This is a genomic window from Streptococcus oralis, from assembly GCF_023109005.1.
Taxonomy (GTDB): domain Bacteria; phylum Bacillota; class Bacilli; order Lactobacillales; family Streptococcaceae; genus Streptococcus; species Streptococcus oralis_BU.
The window spans coordinates 21,512-41,212 of the sequence record NZ_JALDTU010000005.1 but is presented as its reverse complement, the minus strand read 5'-3'; the positions used below and the strand labels follow the sequence as shown (position 1 = coordinate 41,212).

The following is a 19,701-nucleotide window of genomic DNA, read 5'->3' as shown; positions in this document are numbered from 1 at the left end:
TTTTACAAGCCATATTTGTTTAAATTAGAAAATTTTCCAAGAAAAAAACTGGGTTTCCCCAGTTTTGTTTCTTATAGGTAAAGTAGTTTGAATAGTGCTACTGCTGCAATTCCCGCTGCAATTGGAGCTACAACCGGAACCCATGCATACCACCATTTTGAATCACCCTTGTGTTGACCAAGAACTGATTTTGGAAGGAGTTCGTGAAGAAGACGTGGTCCAAAGTCACGAGCCGGGTTCAAACCAGGTCCAGTAGGTCCACCGAGTGAAGTTACCAAGGCCATTACTAGGAAACCAAGCCCTAAATGAGCAACTGAAAGACCTGCTGCTGTGTGTGGTGCTATTTGAGCCTTAATAGCTAATTCAGAAAAGTCAACTGTTTGATTAGCCTGCGTTGCCATTTGCTTCATGTATTGCATTACTTCCGCACCAAAAAAGTTTTTAGTCATTCCTAGGGCTGCAAAGAACAGAATAAACGAACCGACAAACTCATTGATAAAACCATTTACACTTGCTGCGAAACGTGATTCTTTTGTACCGTGATCAACACTTGAAATCGTTGAGAAAGTACCCAAAATGTTATTAGAATTCTCTGTTTTCAAGTAGTAAGGACGGTGAGTAGCAACAACCATAGCTTGACCAAAAATCGCTCCTAAAACTTGCGCAAGGATATAATATGGTACTTGTCCCCAAGGGAAAAGTCCACTCACAGCAAGTCCAAGTGTGAAGGCTGGGTTGATGTGGTTCCCAGATACATTACCGAACATCAAGGCTGGGATCATAACCCCCATACCGTAACCAACCGCGATAACGAGCCAGCCACTTTGGTGACCTTTCGTACCTTTAAGTTCAACGTTAGCAACTGCACCATTACCAAGAATGATCAAAATGGCAGTTCCCAAAAATTCAGTGGCATATTTAATAGCCCATGTAAAATCCATTTGATAGATTCTCCTTAATTTTTTTAGACAATCCTTATTCTATCAATTTTTAGGCCTTTTAGCAACCGATTTTCTAAAAGAATCTCTGGAAAACGCTTTATTTAACTTATCTTTAAGAAAAGGACAAAAGAAGTCAAACTCCTTTCATCCTATTCCTTACTCTTGACGTTGACCAAAGTCTGCTAACATCTGATCCAGCTCCTCACGACTTGGAGTTGTCAACATATAGAGGATATCTCCTTGTAACTCTGCAAAGGCCGCTGGCATGATTTTTTTGACCTTGAATTGCTGACTGTATTTGGCAAGAAGAACCTCTTCTGAATAAACATAGTTAGCATTAGCACGACGTGATGTAGCTAAACAGTATTGAGGTTCAAACTCTGATGCTGGGAACTCTTCTCCTGCGACAATCGCTGCATAGCCACGATAGAGGTCCAAGGAATGAGCAAAGTTATAAACGTCAATGGTAAAGCCACCTGCAGGACGATTATTGTACTCAATGGCAATGTAGTCGTCCCCTTCACGGAAAAACTCGATATGGAAAAAGCGTTCTTTCATACCAAATTCCTTGACAATGGCCTCGCCATACTTGCGCAGTTTTGGATCCATATCCTTGAGCACATAGTAGGAATTGTCCATCTTATAAATCATGAGATCAAGTGGTGTATGGGCATAATCGAAAGTCGTTGAAAAGACGATGTTGCCATCCTTGTCCACAAGCCCGTCAAAGGTACAGATTTCGCTAGAAGTGACAAATTTCTCAAAGAAATAAACGGTCGAATGATCCCATTCTTGCTTGAATCGGTCCACATCTTCCTGACTTTCCAACTTAAAGGTGGCTGCCGCTCCCACTCCATTGTCAGGTTTGGCAATCATTGGTAGGCCAATCGTCTCAACTGCTTGGTCCACATCTGCTTCCGTCTGGATGACAGCCCCAGGTACCACAGGGACACCTGCTTTTTGGAAAAATTTCTTCATTTCAGACTTAAACTTGGTCTTTTTGAGGTCATCGGGTTTAGCACCAAAGACATTGAATTGCTCACGAAGGGCTGCATCCAGCTCTAACCAGTATTCATTGTGAGACTCAATACGGTCAATTGGTCCGTGCTTGTAAATAAGAAAGGCAACTGCACGTTTGACTTCATCCAAATTTTCAAGATCATTTACTCGGAAGTACTCGGTCAGGCTATTGCGCAAGGGCTCATCTAGTTGTTCGTAAGGCTCCTGACCAATTCCCAAAACGGTGATGCCTTTATTGGCTAGCTCGATGGTAAACTGTTGAAAGTTTTGTGGATAGTAGGGAGAAATAACAAGGTAATTCATAGGCAACTCCTTTTATAGATACAGGCGTCCAAGAAAATAGGGCATTTGTTTACGCCACCATTCCCAGTCGTGGGCGACATCGTGTCCCCATTCAGCAAACCAGGCTGGAATTTGTTTCTGGTCAAAGGCTTCTTTAAGCTTGTAGAAAGATGGCAGACCATCTTGTTCCCAGGCACCGAGACCCGTACAAACGACGATTTCTGCCTGACGGTAACGGTCGATAAACCATCCATCGTTTTGATTCCAGATATAATCTACTGGCGAATTTTGGTAAATAGCATCATCATTGTAGTAATCGCCGACAAAGAAACGTGCGTCGTAAACACCACTGAGGGCGATCACCTTGGTAAATACATCTGGATGCTGGAGGAAGAAATTGAGTGCATGGTAGGCCCCCATCGAGCAACCCGTCGTCATCATGCCATCAAACCAACCTGTCTTGTGCTTGATAAAAGGAATAGCCTCTTCAATGACATATCGTTCATAGGCACGGTGCATTTCAGCTTGGTCATGACCGTTTTTCCAAGTCGCAAGCCAGCTCTCACTGTCCACACTGGAGAGAGTAAAGAACTGGACGCGCCCCTCCTCGATAAAGGAAGCACAGGCATCTATCATGCCAAAATCATAGTATTCGTTGTGACTGCCACCAGATGAAGCAAAAACAACAACTGGAATCCCAGCATGTCCATAACGGTTGAGGTACATTTCACGATTAAGATTGCCACTCCAGTGGCTAAGGTTTTCAATATGCATTGGCTTTCTCCTTTCCTAACTTACCATTTCTCTGCAAAAAATCGGAGACAGTCTGGTAAATTTTCCGACCATGGAATCTCACTATGGATGGCGCCAGACTGAACTTTCAAGACAAGATTATCCAAATGTACTCCACCTGCAATCAAATCATGGTAATAGCGAAGCGACGAGTCGATATAGGCTTGCTTGATATTACCAGCCATCAGAGTCTTGTCTGTATCATCCGCTTCTTCTGTTCCCACATAGATGAAGATACGCTGTTCAGGCGATAATTTCTTGCGCTCGATGTAGCGGTTAAAGGCTTCTTGGTGGAGCCAGTTAGCAGATGAAAAGACACCTAGACAACCAATTTGGTCTTGGTACTCTAGTCCAATAAACTGAGTAATATTGCCTCCTAGTGACGAACCAATCATAGCCGTATGCTGGCGATCAGCTTTGGTACGATAGGTTTCATCGATAAAAGGCTTGACCACTTCCATGACAAACTCGGCATACTCCACACCCTTACCACCAAACTGCTGGCCTGGGATAGGAGATTCTTGAAACTTCCAAGCCGCATACTCATTCATCCGTCCCATGCCGTCATTATCAATAGCAACAACAATCATGCGACTGATGTCTGGATTTCGTTTAATGGCTGGAATAATCTTCCATGAGTGTCCGATATAAGATTCCTTGCTGTAAAAGACATTTTGCCCATCATGTAAGTAAACTACAGGATAAAAACGGTCTGTGTCTTTCTCGTAGTCCTTTGGCAGGAGCACACGCACACGACGCTCCTTTCCTGTATAAGGAACCTTGAGTTTGTGTTCTTTCATTTTTAAGTAAAAGTAGGAATGATTCATTGTCAGAAAACTCTCTATATTCAAAATTTTATCTTATTATACCATAAAAATAGAAAAAAAGTCAGCAAATGTCCATTTTAAGGATAAATAACTAACTTTTTTCATTTGTTTTTCTGAATTCTTCTGGGTTTTCTGATTAAAGGAGATTGTCAATCAAGTTATCGACTTCATCTTTTTCAGCTTGAGGTGTAATCTCAGTAATCATGATACCAGCCACTGCTCGCTCAACCAAACCTTCAACATCCATGCGTGCTTCATACTGCTCTGCATTCTTAATTTTAGGATTGGTCTTAGGACGATCAGGCGCAAAAATAGTACAGCAGTCCTCAAAAGGTTGAATTGAAATTTCAAAGGTATCGATTTCCTGCGCGATATCAATGATTTCCAACTTGTCCATGGTAACCACGGGACGAATGATTGGAGTGCTAGTCACAGCGTTGATAGTCTGCATGCTTTCCAAGGTCTGGCTGGCTACTTGACCAAGACTTTCCCCATTGATGATAACTAAACCATTTCGTACCTCACGGATACGGTCGGTAATGCGCATCATAAAACGACGGGTCAAGGTCATGAGGTAGGCTTCTGGCGCCTTAGCCTTGATTTCCTCTTGAATTTCAGTGAAAGGTACTTCGATAAACTGAATATTGCCCCCAAATTTAGTCAATTTGCGGGTCAAATCTTGGGCTTTTTTAAGAGCACCAGGACTCGTGTATGGCGGACTGGCAAAGTGAACCGCCTCAATATCTACCCCTCGTTTAAGAGCTAGATAACCTGCCACGGGTGAGTCAATCCCTCCTGACAACATGAGCATACCTTTACCAGAACTTCCCACAGGTAATCCTCCTGCTCCACGAAAAGTTTCATAGGAAAGATAGGCAGCCTCCTCACGAATCTCAACCTGAAGATTAATATCTGGATTTTTCATCTGAGCTTGGACATTTGGAATCGCTTCGAAAACAGCTCCACCAAGAGTTTGATTGAGTTCACGACTGTCCAATTCAAAGTTGTGGTCGCTACGCTTGCTAGTGATTTTAAAGGTCATCCCTTCCTTGTAGATTTCCTTCATAATCTCTTGGACAGCAGACTTCAGAACTTCCACTGACTTTTCAATCTTATACACAGGAGAAAAATTTTGAATTCCAAAGACTTGTTTGAGCGATTCTGCAACTGCTGTGTAATTAGCTCCATTGAGGTAAGCGTGGGCACGGTCGCGATCTGCGGTCACCTTAACTTGAGGATAGATAGACAAAACGTCTGAAATATTATTGCGAAGTTTATTGATGAAACGCATACGGTTTTTGCCCTTGGTTGATAACTCTCCGTAGCGAATCATAATTTCTGAATACTGCATAAATGCTCCTATCTTACTTTTCTAGTTTGATTGTAAATTAATTTTAGCTTGGTCAAGAACTGCTCGACCTGACTCATATCATTTTCTAGGTCTAAGCTTAGACGCACAGCTGACTGGGCCTTATCCTTCTCCACTCCCATGGCAATCAAAGTGCCTGCAGGTTTCCCAGCCTTGGACGAACAAGCAGAAGTCGTTGAGATGAAAATGTCATAGTCTTCAAAAGCGTGAACAATGACTTCACCACGAACACCCTTAATCCCAAAAGTCAGGATATGAGGGGCAAAGTCATCCTCATCTGAAAAGACGAAAATATCTGGATAGTCCAAAAGCGCTTGGCGAATGACTGATTTCATCTGCCCCGTCTTATTAGTAAAGATATCTAACTTTTCCATAGACAAACGGAGGGCCTTGGCTGTTGCTGCGATCCCTGCTACATTCTCAGTTGTCGAACGATAGTCTCCCTCTTGACCACCACCTGTTAAAAGAGGCATGATCCTCTTACCAGACTTGATATAGACAAATCCAACACCTCTGACACCATGAAACTTATGACTTGAGAAGGTCGCAAAATCCACTCGGTCTGTCAGATAGTTTTTAGTCGGAATCTTAGCGAGTGCCTGAACCGCATCAACATGGAAGGAAATGGTCGGCTTATCTGCTAACAGTTTCGAAATAGCCTCAATAGGCTGGATAGAGCCAATTTCGTTGTTAACTGCCATGATGGAGACGAGAGTCGTATCAGGACGTATCAAATCTGCTAATGCTTCAACATCCACAAATCCTTTCTCATCCACTGGAGCAATATCCACCTCAAAACCTTGATTTTTTAGCCAGAGGGCTGATTCCTTGACTGCTGGATGCTCAATAGCTGATACGATGATATGCTTGCCAAACTGGGATTTTTCAAAGGCCACACCCTTGATGACCCAGTTATCTCCTTCTGTTCCACCAGAGGTAAAGAAGATTTCATCACTCTTCTTGCCAATCAAATCTGCAATTTGCTGCCGGGAAGCATCTAAAATTCGTGTCGCCTGGTCTCCCAAACGATGGAGACTGGATGGATTTCCTACAATTTTCGAAGCGACCTGCGTATAAGTTTCAAGTGCTTCAGGATAAGGCTTGGTCGTTGCCGAATTATCAAAGTAGATCATGTTTTCTCACGCTTTCTAAAATCACTTCTTCTATTGTATCATGAAACGAAGCTTGCGACAAGAAAGGGCAATTTCTCTTTTTTTTAAGATTTTTTTAAAGAAATGAGGTATAATAAATCATAATAAAAGGAGAGTATCATGTCTAACTATCATAGAACTTCAAAACCAAAAACTGAGCATATCAAAAAGGGGTTTACTGTCTTTCAAAAAACGATTGCTACCATCGGTAGTATCCTTGGCCTAATCACCGCTACTATCACCATCATGAACGCCATGGATAATAACAAAAACAACAAAAAAGAACCGACGACAACCCAAACAACTGTTGTCAAGGAAATTCAAAAAGAAGCCCCTCAGGAGAATACTACTCCTAACAAGGACAACACTTCTACTAAAGAAAATACCTCGCAGGAAGAAACTCCTCAATCCAATAAAAAGGAAGAGCAAAAAGAAGAGAAGAAAACAACAACTCAGGATTCTTCTACACCTTCCTCAACAAAAGAAACAACTGATAGTGGAAACTCGTCCAAAACGACTAGTTCCGAAAACAAAAGCAATCAATAACTACTAAAATAGCTTCCTTCCAGCTTTGGAAAGAAGCTATTTTTTATTGTTGCAATACTTTTCGTGGTTTGGTTCCTTCAGCTGGACCGATAACACCCGCCATTTCGAGTTCTTCCATAAGGCGGGTCGCACGGTTAAATCCAACCGACAAACGACGCTGAATCATCGAAGCACTGGCTTTCTGCGTTTCGATAACCAGAGCCTTAGCTTCTTCAAAAAGCGGATCGCCGCCAGCTTCACCATCTGAAAATTCTCCTTCATTTTCAGAAACCTCACCTGGATCAAAACTCTCATCGTAGTCCGCATCCGCCTGAGCCTTGATGAAGTTTACGATGCGCTCGACATCGTCATCTGAGATAAAGGATCCTTGCAGACGGACTGGATGATTTTCATCAATTGGTTTAAAGAGCATGTCTCCTCGACCAAGCAGTTTTTCTGCTCCATTCTCATCCAAGATGGTTCGTGAATCTGTACCTGATGAAACTGCAAAAGCCACACGAGAGGGGACATTGGCTTTAATGAGACCAGAGATGACATCAACCGATGGACGTTGCGTTGCGAGAATCATGTGAATCCCTGCAGCACGCGCCTTCTGTCCAAGACGAATGATGGCATCTTCTACTTCCTTGCTAGCCACCATCATGAGGTCAGCCAACTCATCCACAATGACAACAATCAAAGGAAGCGCTACTTGTTTGTACTCAGACTGGGCATTGAATTCCTCGACCTTGGCATTGTAACCAGCGATATTTCGCACACCAACCTTAGCGAAGAGTTCGTAACGATTTTCCATCTCATCCACAACCTTTTGCAGAGCCTTGCTGGCCTTGCGTGGATTGGTCACAACTGGAATCAAAAGGTGAGGAATGTCATTGTAAACCGACAACTCAACCATCTTAGGATCCACCATCATAAACTTGACCTGGTCGGGTCTTGCTTTCATGAGAATGCTAGCGATAATACCGTTAACTGCGACTGACTTCCCTGATCCTGTCGAACCTGCAACAAGTAGGTGGGGCATCTTGGAAAGGTCAAAGGTGCGAGCAGTTCCATTGACCGCCTTCCCTAGAGGAATTTCGAGGAGATTTTCTGGCTTAGTTTGAGACTGTTCCCAGAGTTCACGGAAGGAGACGGTTGCAATCTCAGAGTTGGGTACTTCGATTCCGACTAGGGATTTACCAGGGATCGGAGCCTCAATCCGAACATCCTTGGCTGCTAGAGCCAGCGCTAAGTCGTCTGCCAGATTGGAAATGCGGTTAACCCGTACACCGACTGCTGGCTTGACTTCATACTTGGTTACTGATGGGCCGATTTCAGCCCGTTCAACCGTTACCTTAATACCAAAGCTGGCAAAGGTTTCTTCTAAGATTTTGATATTTTCTCGAACAATCTTCTTTTCCTTGGACTGATCTTTGGGTTTATCTGGCGCAAAGAGTTGCAAGCTTGGTAGCTTGTATTCGAGGGCTTCCTTAGCAGAAAAATCAACCTGCACCTCTTCATCCTCAAAATCTTCTTTCTCATCTGGAACTTCAACGTCAGCTTGAGGGAGGATAATCTCGGGTTCATTCCATTCTTTTTCAGGAATTGGCGGAAGATCATAGTCTGGAACTTCTGGTAAGATTTCTCCAGTTTCAGGATCTACAGGAGGAAGCGGTAGTGCATCCTGTTCTTCTTGTTCTCTCTTGATTCTTGCTGCTTCTTCAGCTTCTTGACGAGCCTTCTCTTCTTCTCTCTTGATGAAGCGTTCCTGTTTTCTCTGTTCCTGTTTTTCCATGAAGGATCTAAACTGAGCTCCAATAAAGGCTGCAACATCATAAATAGACCAAGGACTGACCAAGAGAGCCCCAACTAGAATCAAGAGAACTCCAATAAAGTACGATCCGATGTTGGAGAAAAGAAAGGCAATGGGGATGTAAAGTCCAACACCTAGCAGACCTCCACCAGCAAAGCTAGTCACCCGGATACCCGTCAGATCCGTCATAACTTGAGCCAAGGTCCCTTTTAGAACTAACTGCTCCAAACCAAACTTCCAGACAAGATAGGCCTCAAAAATCAAGAGCAAGCCAGCGAAGATACAGAGAAATCCTGACAGAAGCCCCTCTTGCTTGCGTATCCATTTAAAAAGAAAAAGATAGATGAGGAGGCCGCCTATAGCCACATAGGCCAAACTTCCGACTAACAGTCGAATGAGATTATAAAGTGTGACACCCGCAGCACCAAGCTTGAGGGCTGCAAAGATTAATAATAAGGCAATCCCTAAGGAAATCAACATCCTCTGGATAGCCTGCTTTCTTTCGAGTTCTGCTTTAGACAGTCTCCGTCTTGTTTTACTTGTATTTTTGTTTGCCATATTTCTATTATACCATATTTCAGAAACATCTAGAGAAATCAAAAAAATGACTGCATCTACTAGACACAATCATCTTTCGTTGATATTTCTGAATTTTCTATTCTATATGATTTTTCAACAACCTTGTCTCACTACTTCTTCAAAAATCTAATTGCTGATTTTCTTGCCTTCTCAATCTTTTCGATTTCCAACTTCTCTACAGCAGATGTAGGAATCCATTTTTTCCCAAATAAAACTTGAGCTGCTTCTATCATCAGAGCACAAGCCAGAAAGTCCTTTTCTTCTGGAATCGCCTCTCGAAACAAATCCTTCGTTTTCTCCATCAAGACTTCTTTTTCAATTTGATGAAAAGATAATTGCATCAAACTACTGGCAGACCAGGCACGACAAAGTGCATCTGGGTCAGTCAAGAGATGTTGCCCTAAGATTTCTATCTCACTTATTGAACCAATCCAACCTAGGGCAATGATTAGCTTTCTACGATTCGAAGCTTCTGAACTAGGTAAAAGAGAGATTAGAACAGGAAGTACTTGCTTGCAAGAAGATGCATAAAAATCTCTATGTCTTACTTTGGAAAGAATTTTCGCTAGAAAATAAACAATCAAAATGCGTTGACTCTCATCTTCCTCTTGATTGAGAGTTTCCAAAAGATAGTCTATTCCCTCCTGCCCATGCTGGTCAAAACTTGCTTCAAAATTTAGGTCAGTTCCTTCCTCCCAATCGTTGCAAATGAGTTCAAAATGAAAGGCAATTTCTGGGCTCCTACCTAAATCAGCTATAAAATGAATTCGTTTAGAATCAGGAAAATCTTCCTCCACCAAGCTGGCATAGGTTCCTTGTAACGCTTCTTTTGTAAGACTTTTGCGACCGAACTGTTCCTTTTCTAGTTTGTCGATTCCTTCTTTTCTAGAATCACTCATGATACTTATCTCCTCTAAGATATTTGTAGAACTTCAGCATTCTATCATTTAAATTCTCTAAGATTTACCTCTATTATATCACTTTAAAGACCGTTCTCCCTAACTCCATCATCAAAAAATGACTGCCCACTTTCGTGTTCAGTCATTTGAGTATTTATGATTATTTTTCTAATGGTTTACGTAGGTAACCATAAACCACACCACTTACAATTGCGCCAACCAAGACACAGGCAAGGTAGAGAAGGGCATTTGAAGTGAGGGCGATAACGAAGATTCCTCCGTGTGGCGCCATGAGTTTAATTCCAGCAAGACCAACGAGTCCGCCTGCTACTGCAGAACCAAGGATGAAGCTTGGGATAGCACGAGCTGGGTCAGCGGCACCAAATGGAATCGCTCCCTCAGTGATAAATGACAAGCCCATGATGATGTTTGTCAAACCAGAGTTGCGTTCTTCCTTAGTGAATTTATCTTTGAAAAGAAGGGTTGCGACAAAGATAGCAAGTGGTGGCACCATTCCTCCAGCCATAACTGCTGCCATGGCTACAGAACCACCTGAAGAAACAGTTGCTGCAAGCGTACCTGTACCAAAGACATAGGCCGCTTTATTAACTGGACCACCCATATCAACAGCCATCATTCCACCAAGAACGATACCAAGAAGGACAGCTGAACCGCCTCCAAGACCGCCTAGGAAGTCATTCATCGCAGTGTTGATTGCTGCCATCGGGATGTTAACAGCTAGCATGACAAATCCTGTTAAGATTGTTCCAAGAAGTGGCAAGAGAAGGATTGATTTAGCACCTTCAAGTGAACGAGGAACTTTAACGTATTTCTTGATAGCAAGAACTAAAGCACCTGCGATAAATCCACCAACAAGGGCACCTAGGAAACCGGATGAGACACCTGCAAGAGTTGAAGTTGCTTCACCACCTGCTGCATAAGGGATTTTACCAAAGGCAAAACCTTCTTTGGCAATTGCACCAGCCACAAAGCCAGCTACCAAACCTGGTTTTTCAGCAATAGAGTAGGCTACATAACCAGCAAAGACTGGAAGCATCAAGCCAAAGGCTGCACCACCGATTTTCATGAACATAGAAGCTAGCTCATGGTAAGATCCGAGATTGCCAAGACTATCTTGGGGCACACCCAAAGCACCGTCAATCAAGAAGGCGAGGGCAATCATGATACCACCACCGATAACGAATGGCAACATTTGAGATACACCACTCATCAAGTGTTTGTAGAAGGCACCACCAAGGCTTTGTTTTTCATTAGATGCTGTTGCAGTTTTTGCTCCATTAGCAGCACGATAAACTTCAGCATCCCCAGAAAGAGCCAAGTTGATCAATTCTTCTGTCTTACGGATACCGTCTGCAACTGGACGGTTAACCAAAGGTTTACCATCAAAACGATCCATTTCCACTGCCTTATCCGCTGCGATGATAACAGCTTTAGCCTTGCGGATGTCCTCTGCAGTCAATTGGTTCCCAACACCGCTAGCACCATTGGTTTCAACCTTGATACCAACACCCATTTCAGCAGCTACTTTTTGAAGGGCTTCTTGAGCCATGTAAGTGTGAGCGATCCCTGTTGTACAAGCCGTAACAGCTACGATAAAGTCACCAGAGTCATTAGCAGGTGCTTGGACAGGCTCCTCAGCTTTTTCTGAAGCTTGGTTAAATAGTTCGATAACTTGATCTGCAGATGTTACTTGGCGAAGTTTGTCAGCGAAACCATCTTTCATCAAGTATTGAGACAATTCTGCCAAGGCTGCCAAGTGAGTATCATTGGCACCTTCTGGAGCTGCAATCATGAAGAAGAGGTCTGTTGGTTGCCCATCCAAGCTTTCATAGTCAACACCCTTGTTTGACTTTGCAAAGAGAACTGTTGCTTCTTTGACAGCAGAATTTTTGCTGTGTGGCATAGCAATTCCGTCACCCAAACCAGTGGAAGTGAGAGCTTCACGCGCTAAGATCCCTTCTTTAAAGGTTTCAAAATCCGTCACATAACCATGATCTACCAAGCTATGAATCATCTCTTCGATAGCTGCTGTTTTTTCAGTCGCCTGCAAATCCAGCAACATGACATCTTTTCTCAATAGGTCTTGAATTTTCATCGTTTTTCTACCTCAACTTTTTCATAAGTTTCTTTTATAAATGCTGCAGTTGCCAAATCATCAGAGAAAGTAGTTGCTGTCCCACAAGCCACTCCCCATTTGAAGGCCTCTACTGCGTCTTTTGATTTGACAAATTCACCGGTAAATCCAGCAACCATAGAGTCACCAGCACCAACTGAATTTTTTACTGTCCCTTTGATTGGTTTAGCGAAGTAAGCTCCTTCAGATGTGACAAGGAGGGCACCGTCCCCAGCCATAGAGATGATGACATTTTGAGCACCTTTAGCCAACAATTCTCGAGCATATTTCTCGATTTCATCTAAACTTTCGAGTTTCACTCCAAAGATAGCTCCAAGTTCGTGATTGTTTGGTTTAACCAAAAGTGGCTGGTAGTCCAAACTATCAATCAATGTCTGTCCTTCAAAGTCACAAACCACTTGCGCACCAGTCTGGCGTGTCAAAGCAATCAAATCCTTGTAGATAACATTGCCTAGGTTCTTAGCACTCGAACCCGCAAACACAACCGTATCTTCTGTAGTCAAACTAGATAAAATGGCTTTTAACTCTTCAAGTTGTTCGGGCTCAACATTAGGACCAGTCCCATTAATTTCTGTTTCTTGGTCTGCTTTAATCTTGACATTGATACGAGTATCTTCTGCTACTTGGACAAAACGAGTCTCGATTTCTTCTTTTGCAAGGGTATCTGTGATAAATTTACCAGTAAAGCCTCCGATAAATCCAGTCGCAGTATTAGGAATATCCAAGCGTTTCAAGACACGACTGACATTGATTCCTTTTCCACCAGCAAACTTATCATCACTGTCCATACGATTGACACTACCGACTTGAACTTGGTCCAAGCGAACGATATAGTCAATGGATGGATTGAGTGTGACTGTATAAATCATACTTCTATTACCTCCGTTTTCTCCTTAATAGCCTGCAAGAGCTCATGCCCTTGACTTGTGATGACAATAGCGCGTTTAAGTGGTGCTACCTTGGCAAAGCAAGTTTGTCCAATCTTTGACGAATCCACCAAGACATAGGTTTGTTTGGCATTCTCTAAAATAGCACGCTTAACGGCTCCCTCCTCCATATCTGGAGTCGTATAATAACCATCGTCGACACCATTCATCCCGATAAAGGCACGGTCAAAGTGCAATTGATTGATTTGGTTAAGAGCAACACCACCGATACATGCATCTGTTGCCATCTTGACACTTCCTCCAACCATGACAGTTGGAATCTGTTTTTCAACCAACTGAACCGCATGATGAATGGAGTTGGTCACAACTGTGATATTCTTATTAACCAATTCCTTGATTAAAAAAGCAGTTGTCGTTCCAGCATCAATAAAGATAACATCTTGCTCCTTAATAAGAGAGGCTGCTTTTTGAGCCAGTAGCTTCTTCTCTTGAAGGTTTTTGACAGATTTTTCTTGGATGGTTTCTTCTTCCTGCAAGGAGTGGGGCAATTCTGCTCCACCATGCACACGGCGAAGCTTGTTTTCAGCCTCCAACTCATCCAAATCTCTTCGTACTGTCGATTCTGATGTTTCTAATAGATTAACCAATTTTTCTAGGGAAACTACATGATGTTGATTTAACTCCTCTAAAATCAGTTGCTTCCGCTCAGTTTTTAACACCAAATCACCTCCTGTTATCGTTTACACTATTCATTCTAGCACAATTTCTATCAAAGTCAAGCATTTTTTATCATTTTCTTTCAAATTCTATCATTTTTCTTATTTCCAAAATTTTTATTGCAAGATAAGTGGCTTTATGGTAGACTATTTGAGTAAGTATTGGAAGATTACTCAAGAGGCTTAAGAGGCCGTGTTGGAAACGCGGTAGGCGTGTAACAGCGTGCGTGGGTTCGAATCCCATGTCTTCCGTAGAAAAGCAAAATTATTTTTTAGATACAACAATGTTGTATCTTTTTTTGTATCCTTTTTTAGCAAAAGAATACCAAGGAATACCAAAGACAAAAATAAAAAACGTTGATTTAACAACGTTTTACCAAGGAATGCAATAGAATGCAAAGGAATAATGGAGCCGGTGGGAGTCGAACCCACGTCCAAACACCTGCCAACATATTTGTCTACAACCATAGGTTATGTATTGTTTTAACAGTCCCTCGACACATAACTCAAGCCTAGGAACTGCGAGTCTATTAATCTCTTATCAAACCACTAGACAAGGCTTAATCGTATCTCGCTAATCATAAGACCTGTCATTGAACACGAGCAATCCAAATCGGGTCACGCCTGCTGGTTTTTAGGCAGCTAGAGCGTAAGAAGTGTTATTTTTTGCAGTTATATTTAACTGAGCGTTTACGTCGCCACACGGGTTGCAAAATATGCCTCATAATGCCTGTCGAATCCGTAACGACCCCAAAAGACGATAGAACCATTATAACCTATCTTCATGAAAAATGCAAAATCAAGCCACCTCTTTAGAAAAGAACCCCTTTTAAGGCTTCCGATAAGACTTGATAACCGGCTACACTTAGATGAAGGCCATCTGTTGTATAGTCTTTTTTGAGTTGTACTTCTGAATCTATCAAACTATCATAAACAGGCACAAAATCTACCTGCATATAGGCGGATGTTAGAGCCTCATAGGCTTGATTCCATTCTCTAATCTTTTCATTGGTTCGGATATAAACAGTCTGCTTGTATTTCTCTCCCTCATTGACTGGCAGAATAGAAAGGAGCTTTATTTGTGACAGCGGATATTCTCGGGCAATCGATTGGATTACACGCTCGAGATTATCCAAGGCTTCATTCATGGGAATATCTTTTCCAATATCATTTGTCCCAATTAAGAGAACAATCTGATCGACAGCATCACCATACAGATGTGCATCAAGGTTATCTATTAAAAGTCCAGTTTGGTAACCTCGGATGCCACGATTAACAATCGTCTTGGCAACCCCAAACAACTCTTGAAGAGGGTAATATTCCACTATCGAATCACCAATAAAGATGATATCTGGCTCTAGAACAGATACTTGATTCAATTCACGATACTTGGTTTGAATTTTTTCCTGCTCCTTTAAGAGCCAATTCTCTAATAACTGTACTGCCACCCTATCCCTCTTTCTCTAACCAATTCTCTAGAACTTGATAAACGCCCGCCTGGCTGTTAGCTGGTGCTAGGGCAGTCGCAACTGCCTTGACATTATCATCTGCATTTTCCATCGCATAGGCAATTCCAGCCAGCTCTAACATTTCGACATCATTTTCACTGTCACCAAAAGCCATGACTTGTTCCGATTGCAAATTCCAGCGCTTGAGTAATTCTTCCAATCCCCAAGCCTTGTGAACACCAGCCTGTAGGATATCGATACAACCATAACCACTGGAAACAGCTCTTACATGCCCATTAAAGAGGTCATTGATTTCCCGCAAAACAGAACTTGATCGTTCTTCACCAACGACCATGCTCATTTTAAGCACTCCACCAAAGAGATCCGATCTGAGCTCTTCAACAAAGTTTGTATGCCGATAGAGTTTTTCAATCATCTCAGGAGTCATAAATTTATCAAGTTCTGTAAAAACAGTTCCTTTCTTGACAAAACTCCCATTCATACTGGTAACGACGAACTGATCTCGACACTCTCTCCCTTTAAAATGAAGGAGAGCCTTGTCAACCATAGCATCATCCCAGGTCTGAGCTTGAAGTAATGTATCATACTCAAATATACGAGCGCCGTTAGCAACAACCAAGATCACTCGACTCGCCAAGTGTTCTAATAATTGCCTCATTCGATGAACCTCATTTCCCGTCGCAATGACAAAACGGATACCTCGTTCATCTAATTGGTCTAAAATCTTTTCTAAACGTGGCAAGTCCAGTTGCCCTCTTGGATCCAACAAGGTTCCATCCATATCTGTTGCAATGAGTTTTATCATACAATTAGCTCCTTTTTATTATTAGGGCTGTGCAAAGGGCATTTAGGGTGTGCATCTTTTAACGATTTAGGCAACCCCCATCATTTCTCATCTCTGTTAATCCTTTATATTATATCATAAAATGAATGTCTCATTCCATTCATAAAAACAGTCAGATCATATTTCTATGACCTGACCGTTTTTGAAGTGGACTTCTACTTTATCTTTTGTGTGTATGACCATTTTTTCCACTAATGTGTTGAAGAGTTTTTCATTAAATGCCGTGATCATGTATTGTTTTATAGATAAATCCTATTTCTCGAATCTCTCACTGCTGCTATTCCTTTAGTGAAATACTTATATTCTGTTTGTTGAGTGATAAATTCATCATCAAATTCAAAAGATTTTTCGCTTATATATTCATAAGTAATTAAAACAGCTTCTCCTGATTTTATTAATAAAGGAAATTTAGCATCATTGACATAATTATTCATAGAAGTATCAATTACATTGATTAATTTCTTATCTATAAATTTAACATTTTTACCTGTAAGAAACTTTTGATTCCCTTCCTTAGTTGTAAACTTTCCAAATCCACATTCTTTTATAATTATGGGAACATCACCCATGTTTTCCAATGTAATTACAAACTCCAGCATCTTCTTATCCAGATACTGAGAGAATGTACTACTTACTAATAATTTTCTTGATTTAGGTCTTAATATTTGCCATAAAGCTACAATAACGGCTCCAATTGTCCCTACAGCAGATAATGCTGTCCAAAATAATTCAGAACATATTACATTCATATATAAGCTACCTCCATGTGTATTGTAACTCTTATTATACTACTAAATACCTATTTCTAAAACCTATCAAACTCATCTAACCATTCATCAATGGTTGGAGGAATAGTTTTATCTGCGTGATACGCCATAATACATGCCACATTCTCAAAAATCTCTAAATCTTCAATCTCAAAACTTTGTTCGTTGACTTTAAATGATTTTTCTAGTTTAGCTAAATCTTTAAAAATATCACGCTTGAACTTGATACGATACAAACGTGGAATGGTAGCTGATGATTTGAACTTCACTTCTTTGTCGTTAACTGTTACTGTTTTTTCAATCATAAGCTACGTCCTAACGTGACGGTGTATTCGCAGCTTGTTCCTGTGGAAGATAAACTGCCTTATACCAATTCTTTTAACGTTTTAAATTTCATCTTCTGCGAATCAAATTATTTCATTCGCACCAAATTTCACCTTAACTCTAACTCTCTTTATTCCAAGGAATTTCTTGCTTCTATTGTATTATCCATTTAATCTCTATTTCTGTTGCAATTAATTTAATCGTCATCCTATCTCCTTTAGGGCGAGCGTCTACCACTTCAACCCTACATGTTCATTCATTTCTTTATAGGCCGTGTCAATTCGTTCCTTGGTCGCCTCATCCAACTTGTCACGGTAACTGCCTCCCTCAATGAAGTCCTCTAGGATATAGGTCTGATAGAGGAAGAGCGGATAGCCTTCTGGAGAGTAAGTTCCTTTTGGAGTTCGATTAACCCAAGTTGGATGTGCTTTAGCAGTTTCAATCCTTGTCTTGCCATCTTTTTTCTTAATGGTCACATCCATGAGAACTCCTCGCTCCGTCCACTTGGCATTTTCCTCGTCTTGCATGGTTTCAATGCGTTGGTTTGAGAGGAAATTTCCCATGGAATAGATGATCAATTTTTTGTCACCATCTTTTTCAACGGTTTCAGCAGGTTCAACGACATGAGGATGCCCTCCAAAGATAATATCAGCTCCCCAGTCAATCATCTTATGGTACAGTGTTTTCTGTTCTTCCGTCGGTTCTAGCTGGTACTCAATTCCCATCTGAGGCATGATGACAGTAATATCCGCCTCTTGCTCAGCTCGTTCGATTTCCGCCTTCATCTTATCTTCATTCAGGTCAGAAAGATAGCGATTATAATCCTCTTGAGAGATATACTGCTCAATGCCATTAAAACCGTAAGAATAGGCTAGGAGAGCTACCTTGATACCATTGACTTCCTTGATAACTAGTGGAGCTTGGTCACGGGATTCATGTGTGTAGACTCCTATGGGTGTCATCCCTGCCTTTTCAATAGCTTCTGCTGTCGAAACCACTCCCTCAATTTGAGAATCCAAGATGTGATTATGAGCCAAGTCTAGAACTTGGTAGCCTGCATCCTTGATCGCATCCATGACTTCCCCTGGTGCATTAAAGAGAGGATAGCCTGCCAAGTAGTGGTCCTTGTTCACCGTTCCTTCAAAATCACCAAGCACTAAATCCGCTTGTTTGAGCCAGGGTTTTACATACTCAAAATTTTCATGGAAATCATAGGTTCCATCTTCTTTCAGAGCTGTTCGGTAGATAGGAATATGGTAGAGAAGGTCACCATTTGCCATGATACGAGCTGTCGTTTCGGCAGACTGATTTTCCTTAGACTGACTAGACGTCTGAGCAGAATCAAGAGTTTGACCACTCGGATTTGTTCCCTTGTTCCCTTGTACTGCTTGGGTCAACAAGTTCAGCCCCATAGACAAGGAAACTGCAAGCAACAGCACCGTAATAAACTGGGCATTTGTCCAAGATTTATAATTCCTAAAGAAACCAATACTACCCTTCAACAATCCAAAAATAGGACCATGAGACCGTCTATCTTGTCGCTTTTCCATCTTTATTCCCCCCTTGCTTTTACTGCAAGTCTTTTCTTTTATTATACCACAGACAAAAGAGGAATACCGTTTATTATATTATTTTTTAGGAACTTCTGTTACTTTCTTTCTCGCCTATTTTGTGTTATCATGTAGAGGTAATGAAAGGAGAGAAAATGTCTGCTATAGAACGTATTACAAAAGCTGCTCATTTAATTAATATGAACGATATTATCCGTGAGGGGAACCCAACTTTACGCGCGGTTGCTGAGGAGGTCACTTTCCCACTGTCTGACCAGGAAATCATCCTTGGAGAAAAGATGATGCAATTCCTCAAAAATTCTCAGGATCCTGTTATGGCTGAAAAGATGGGACTCCGCGGTGGTGTTGGATTGGCCGCTCCTCAGTTAGATATCTCAAAACGCATTATCGCTGTTTTAGTGCCAAATATTGTGGAAGAAGGTGAAACTCCTCAGGAAGCCTACGACCTGCAAGCTGTTATGTACAATCCCAAAATCGTCTCTCACTCTGTTCAAGATGCTGCCCTCGGTGAAGGAGAAGGGTGCCTATCTGTCGACCGTGTAGTTCCCGGCTATGTTGTTCGTCATGCTCGCGTCACTGTTGATTACTTTGACAAGGACGGAGAAAAACACCGTATCAAGCTCAAAGGATACAACTCTATCGTTGTCCAACATGAAATTGACCACATCAACGGAATCATGTTCTACGATCGTATCAATGAGAAAGACCCATTTGCTATCAAAGATGGACTCCTCATCCTCGAATAAAGAAAATCCCGTTGCAAGACGGGG

At 41.7% G+C, this 19,701-nt stretch carries 18 protein-coding genes, 1 tRNA gene and 1 other RNA gene; 3 read left to right on the top strand and 17 right to left on the bottom strand.

The window, feature by feature from the left end:
* Positions 1–71: 71 nt before the first annotated feature.
* The 6 genes from gla to M1F56_RS06025 form a co-directional block, all read right to left on the bottom strand.
* Positions 72–941, bottom strand: coding sequence for an aquaglyceroporin Gla (gla, locus tag M1F56_RS06050; RefSeq protein ID WP_000348107.1), 870 nt, complete (start codon positions 939–941; stop codon positions 72–74).
* A 156-nt stretch (positions 942–1,097) separates the two neighbouring features.
* On the bottom strand, positions 1,098–2,264 hold the full coding sequence (locus M1F56_RS06045) for an ATP-grasp domain-containing protein (protein WP_247917166.1): 1,167 nt from the start codon (positions 2,262–2,264) through the stop codon (positions 1,098–1,100).
* Between the two features lie 12 nt (positions 2,265–2,276).
* Complete coding sequence (locus M1F56_RS06040; protein ID WP_247917164.1) at positions 2,277–3,017, bottom strand: esterase family protein; 741 nt, start codon at positions 3,015–3,017, stop codon at positions 2,277–2,279.
* Between the two features lie 20 nt (positions 3,018–3,037).
* The gene (locus M1F56_RS06035) at positions 3,038–3,862 is read right to left on the bottom strand and encodes an alpha/beta hydrolase (RefSeq protein WP_247917162.1); all 825 of its coding nucleotides are present in this window, start codon (positions 3,860–3,862) and stop codon (positions 3,038–3,040) included.
* A gap of 136 nt (positions 3,863–3,998) precedes the next feature.
* Positions 3,999–5,213: a tRNA uracil 4-sulfurtransferase ThiI gene (thiI, locus tag M1F56_RS06030; protein ID WP_247917159.1), complete on the bottom strand. Its 1,215-nt coding sequence runs from the start codon at positions 5,211–5,213 to the stop codon at positions 3,999–4,001.
* Positions 5,214–5,221: 8 nt separating this feature from the next.
* A complete protein-coding gene (locus tag M1F56_RS06025) occupies positions 5,222–6,364 on the bottom strand; it encodes a cysteine desulfurase family protein (RefSeq protein ID WP_247917157.1) in 1,143 nt (380 codons plus the stop codon).
* 138 nt (positions 6,365–6,502) lie between these two features.
* On the opposite strand from M1F56_RS06025, the gene M1F56_RS06020 reads away from it, so the two are divergent.
* Positions 6,503–6,928, top strand: a complete 426-nt coding sequence (locus M1F56_RS06020) for a DUF6556 family protein (RefSeq protein WP_057488553.1) — start codon at positions 6,503–6,505, stop codon at positions 6,926–6,928.
* Between the two features lie 43 nt (positions 6,929–6,971).
* On the opposite strand, the gene M1F56_RS06015 is transcribed toward M1F56_RS06020, so the two are convergent.
* The 5 genes from M1F56_RS06015 to M1F56_RS05995 all read right to left on the bottom strand — a co-directional run bounded on the left by M1F56_RS06015 (position 6,972) and on the right by M1F56_RS05995 (position 13,959).
* The gene (locus M1F56_RS06015; protein WP_282184689.1) at positions 6,972–9,242 is read right to left on the bottom strand and encodes a DNA translocase FtsK; all 2,271 of its coding nucleotides are present in this window, start codon (positions 9,240–9,242) and stop codon (positions 6,972–6,974) included.
* Positions 9,243–9,409: 167 nt separating this feature from the next.
* Positions 9,410–10,198, bottom strand: a complete 789-nt coding sequence (locus M1F56_RS06010; RefSeq protein ID WP_247917155.1) for a HEAT repeat domain-containing protein — start codon at positions 10,196–10,198, stop codon at positions 9,410–9,412.
* 160 nt (positions 10,199–10,358) lie between these two features.
* Positions 10,359–12,314 carry a PTS fructose transporter subunit IIABC gene (locus M1F56_RS06005; RefSeq protein WP_057488556.1) on the bottom strand — a complete coding sequence of 652 codons (1,956 nt, stop codon included), beginning with the start codon at positions 12,312–12,314 and terminating at the stop codon, positions 10,359–10,361.
* Positions 12,311–13,222, bottom strand: coding sequence for a 1-phosphofructokinase (gene pfkB / locus M1F56_RS06000; protein WP_247917154.1), 912 nt, complete (start codon positions 13,220–13,222; stop codon positions 12,311–12,313). Before pfkB ends, M1F56_RS06005 begins: the two co-directional genes overlap by 4 nt.
* The gene (locus M1F56_RS05995) at positions 13,219–13,959 is read right to left on the bottom strand and encodes a DeoR/GlpR family DNA-binding transcription regulator (RefSeq protein ID WP_061588075.1); all 741 of its coding nucleotides are present in this window, start codon (positions 13,957–13,959) and stop codon (positions 13,219–13,221) included. Before M1F56_RS05995 ends, pfkB begins: the two co-directional genes overlap by 4 nt.
* 161 nt (positions 13,960–14,120) lie before the next feature.
* Here M1F56_RS05995 and M1F56_RS05990 point away from each other — a divergent pair.
* A tRNA-Ser gene (locus M1F56_RS05990) sits at positions 14,121–14,208 on the top strand.
* A 152-nt stretch (positions 14,209–14,360) separates the two neighbouring features.
* Here the strand turns inward: M1F56_RS05990 and ssrA are convergent.
* The 6 genes from ssrA to M1F56_RS05960 all read right to left on the bottom strand — a co-directional run bounded on the left by ssrA (position 14,361) and on the right by M1F56_RS05960 (position 18,910).
* Positions 14,361–14,708, bottom strand: a transfer-messenger RNA (tmRNA) gene (gene ssrA, locus M1F56_RS05985).
* Positions 14,709–14,768: 60 nt separating this feature from the next.
* Entirely contained in the window at positions 14,769–15,404 is a 636-nt protein-coding gene (locus tag M1F56_RS05980) for an SGNH/GDSL hydrolase family protein (RefSeq protein WP_000290634.1), read from the bottom strand.
* 1 nt (position 15,405) lies between these two features.
* A complete protein-coding gene (locus tag M1F56_RS05975) occupies positions 15,406–16,230 on the bottom strand; it encodes a Cof-type HAD-IIB family hydrolase (RefSeq protein WP_000593352.1) in 825 nt (274 codons plus the stop codon).
* A gap of 278 nt (positions 16,231–16,508) precedes the next feature.
* The gene (locus M1F56_RS05970; protein ID WP_001100687.1) at positions 16,509–17,018 is read right to left on the bottom strand and encodes a hypothetical protein; all 510 of its coding nucleotides are present in this window, start codon (positions 17,016–17,018) and stop codon (positions 16,509–16,511) included.
* 56 nt (positions 17,019–17,074) lie between these two features.
* Positions 17,075–17,341, bottom strand: coding sequence for a hypothetical protein (locus M1F56_RS05965; protein WP_000570834.1), 267 nt, complete (start codon positions 17,339–17,341; stop codon positions 17,075–17,077).
* A gap of 249 nt (positions 17,342–17,590) precedes the next feature.
* A complete protein-coding gene (locus tag M1F56_RS05960; protein ID WP_247917153.1) occupies positions 17,591–18,910 on the bottom strand; it encodes a CapA family protein in 1,320 nt (439 codons plus the stop codon).
* 155 nt (positions 18,911–19,065) lie between these two features.
* Here M1F56_RS05960 and def point away from each other — a divergent pair, with 155 nt between their 5' ends.
* The gene (def, locus tag M1F56_RS05955; protein ID WP_001272963.1) at positions 19,066–19,677 is read left to right on the top strand and encodes a peptide deformylase; all 612 of its coding nucleotides are present in this window, start codon (positions 19,066–19,068) and stop codon (positions 19,675–19,677) included.
* The last annotated feature ends 24 nt before the right edge of the window (positions 19,678–19,701 follow it).

Excerpts from the sequence above, each read along its gene's own strand:
- M1F56_RS06005 (WP_057488556.1), bottom strand. The coding sequence starts at position 12,314 with ATGAAAATTCAAGACCTATTGAGAAAAGATGTCATGTTGCTGGATTTG.
- M1F56_RS05960 (WP_247917153.1), bottom strand. The coding sequence starts at position 18,910 with ATGGAAAAGCGACAAGATAGACGGTCTCATGGTCCTATTTTTGGATTG.
- pfkB (WP_247917154.1), bottom strand. The coding sequence starts at position 13,222 with ATGATTTATACAGTCACACTCAATCCATCCATTGACTATATCGTTCGC.
- M1F56_RS06025 (WP_247917157.1), bottom strand. The coding sequence starts at position 6,364 with ATGATCTACTTTGATAATTCGGCAACGACCAAGCCTTATCCTGAAGCA.
- M1F56_RS05975 (WP_000593352.1), bottom strand. The coding sequence starts at position 16,230 with ATGATAAAACTCATTGCAACAGATATGGATGGAACCTTGTTGGATCCA.
- M1F56_RS05965 (WP_000570834.1), bottom strand. The coding sequence starts at position 17,341 with ATGATTGAAAAAACAGTAACAGTTAACGACAAAGAAGTGAAGTTCAAA.
- M1F56_RS06020 (WP_057488553.1), top strand. The coding sequence starts at position 6,503 with ATGTCTAACTATCATAGAACTTCAAAACCAAAAACTGAGCATATCAAA.
- M1F56_RS06045 (WP_247917166.1), bottom strand. The coding sequence starts at position 2,264 with ATGAATTACCTTGTTATTTCTCCCTACTATCCACAAAACTTTCAACAG.
- M1F56_RS05970 (WP_001100687.1), bottom strand. The coding sequence starts at position 17,018 with ATGAATGTAATATGTTCTGAATTATTTTGGACAGCATTATCTGCTGTA.
- def (WP_001272963.1), top strand. The coding sequence starts at position 19,066 with ATGTCTGCTATAGAACGTATTACAAAAGCTGCTCATTTAATTAATATG.
- M1F56_RS06035 (WP_247917162.1), bottom strand. The coding sequence starts at position 3,862 with ATGAATCATTCCTACTTTTACTTAAAAATGAAAGAACACAAACTCAAG.
- gla (WP_000348107.1), bottom strand. The coding sequence starts at position 941 with ATGGATTTTACATGGGCTATTAAATATGCCACTGAATTTTTGGGAACT.
- M1F56_RS06010 (WP_247917155.1), bottom strand. The coding sequence starts at position 10,198 with ATGAGTGATTCTAGAAAAGAAGGAATCGACAAACTAGAAAAGGAACAG.
- M1F56_RS06040 (WP_247917164.1), bottom strand. The coding sequence starts at position 3,017 with ATGCATATTGAAAACCTTAGCCACTGGAGTGGCAATCTTAATCGTGAA.
- thiI (WP_247917159.1), bottom strand. The coding sequence starts at position 5,213 with ATGCAGTATTCAGAAATTATGATTCGCTACGGAGAGTTATCAACCAAG.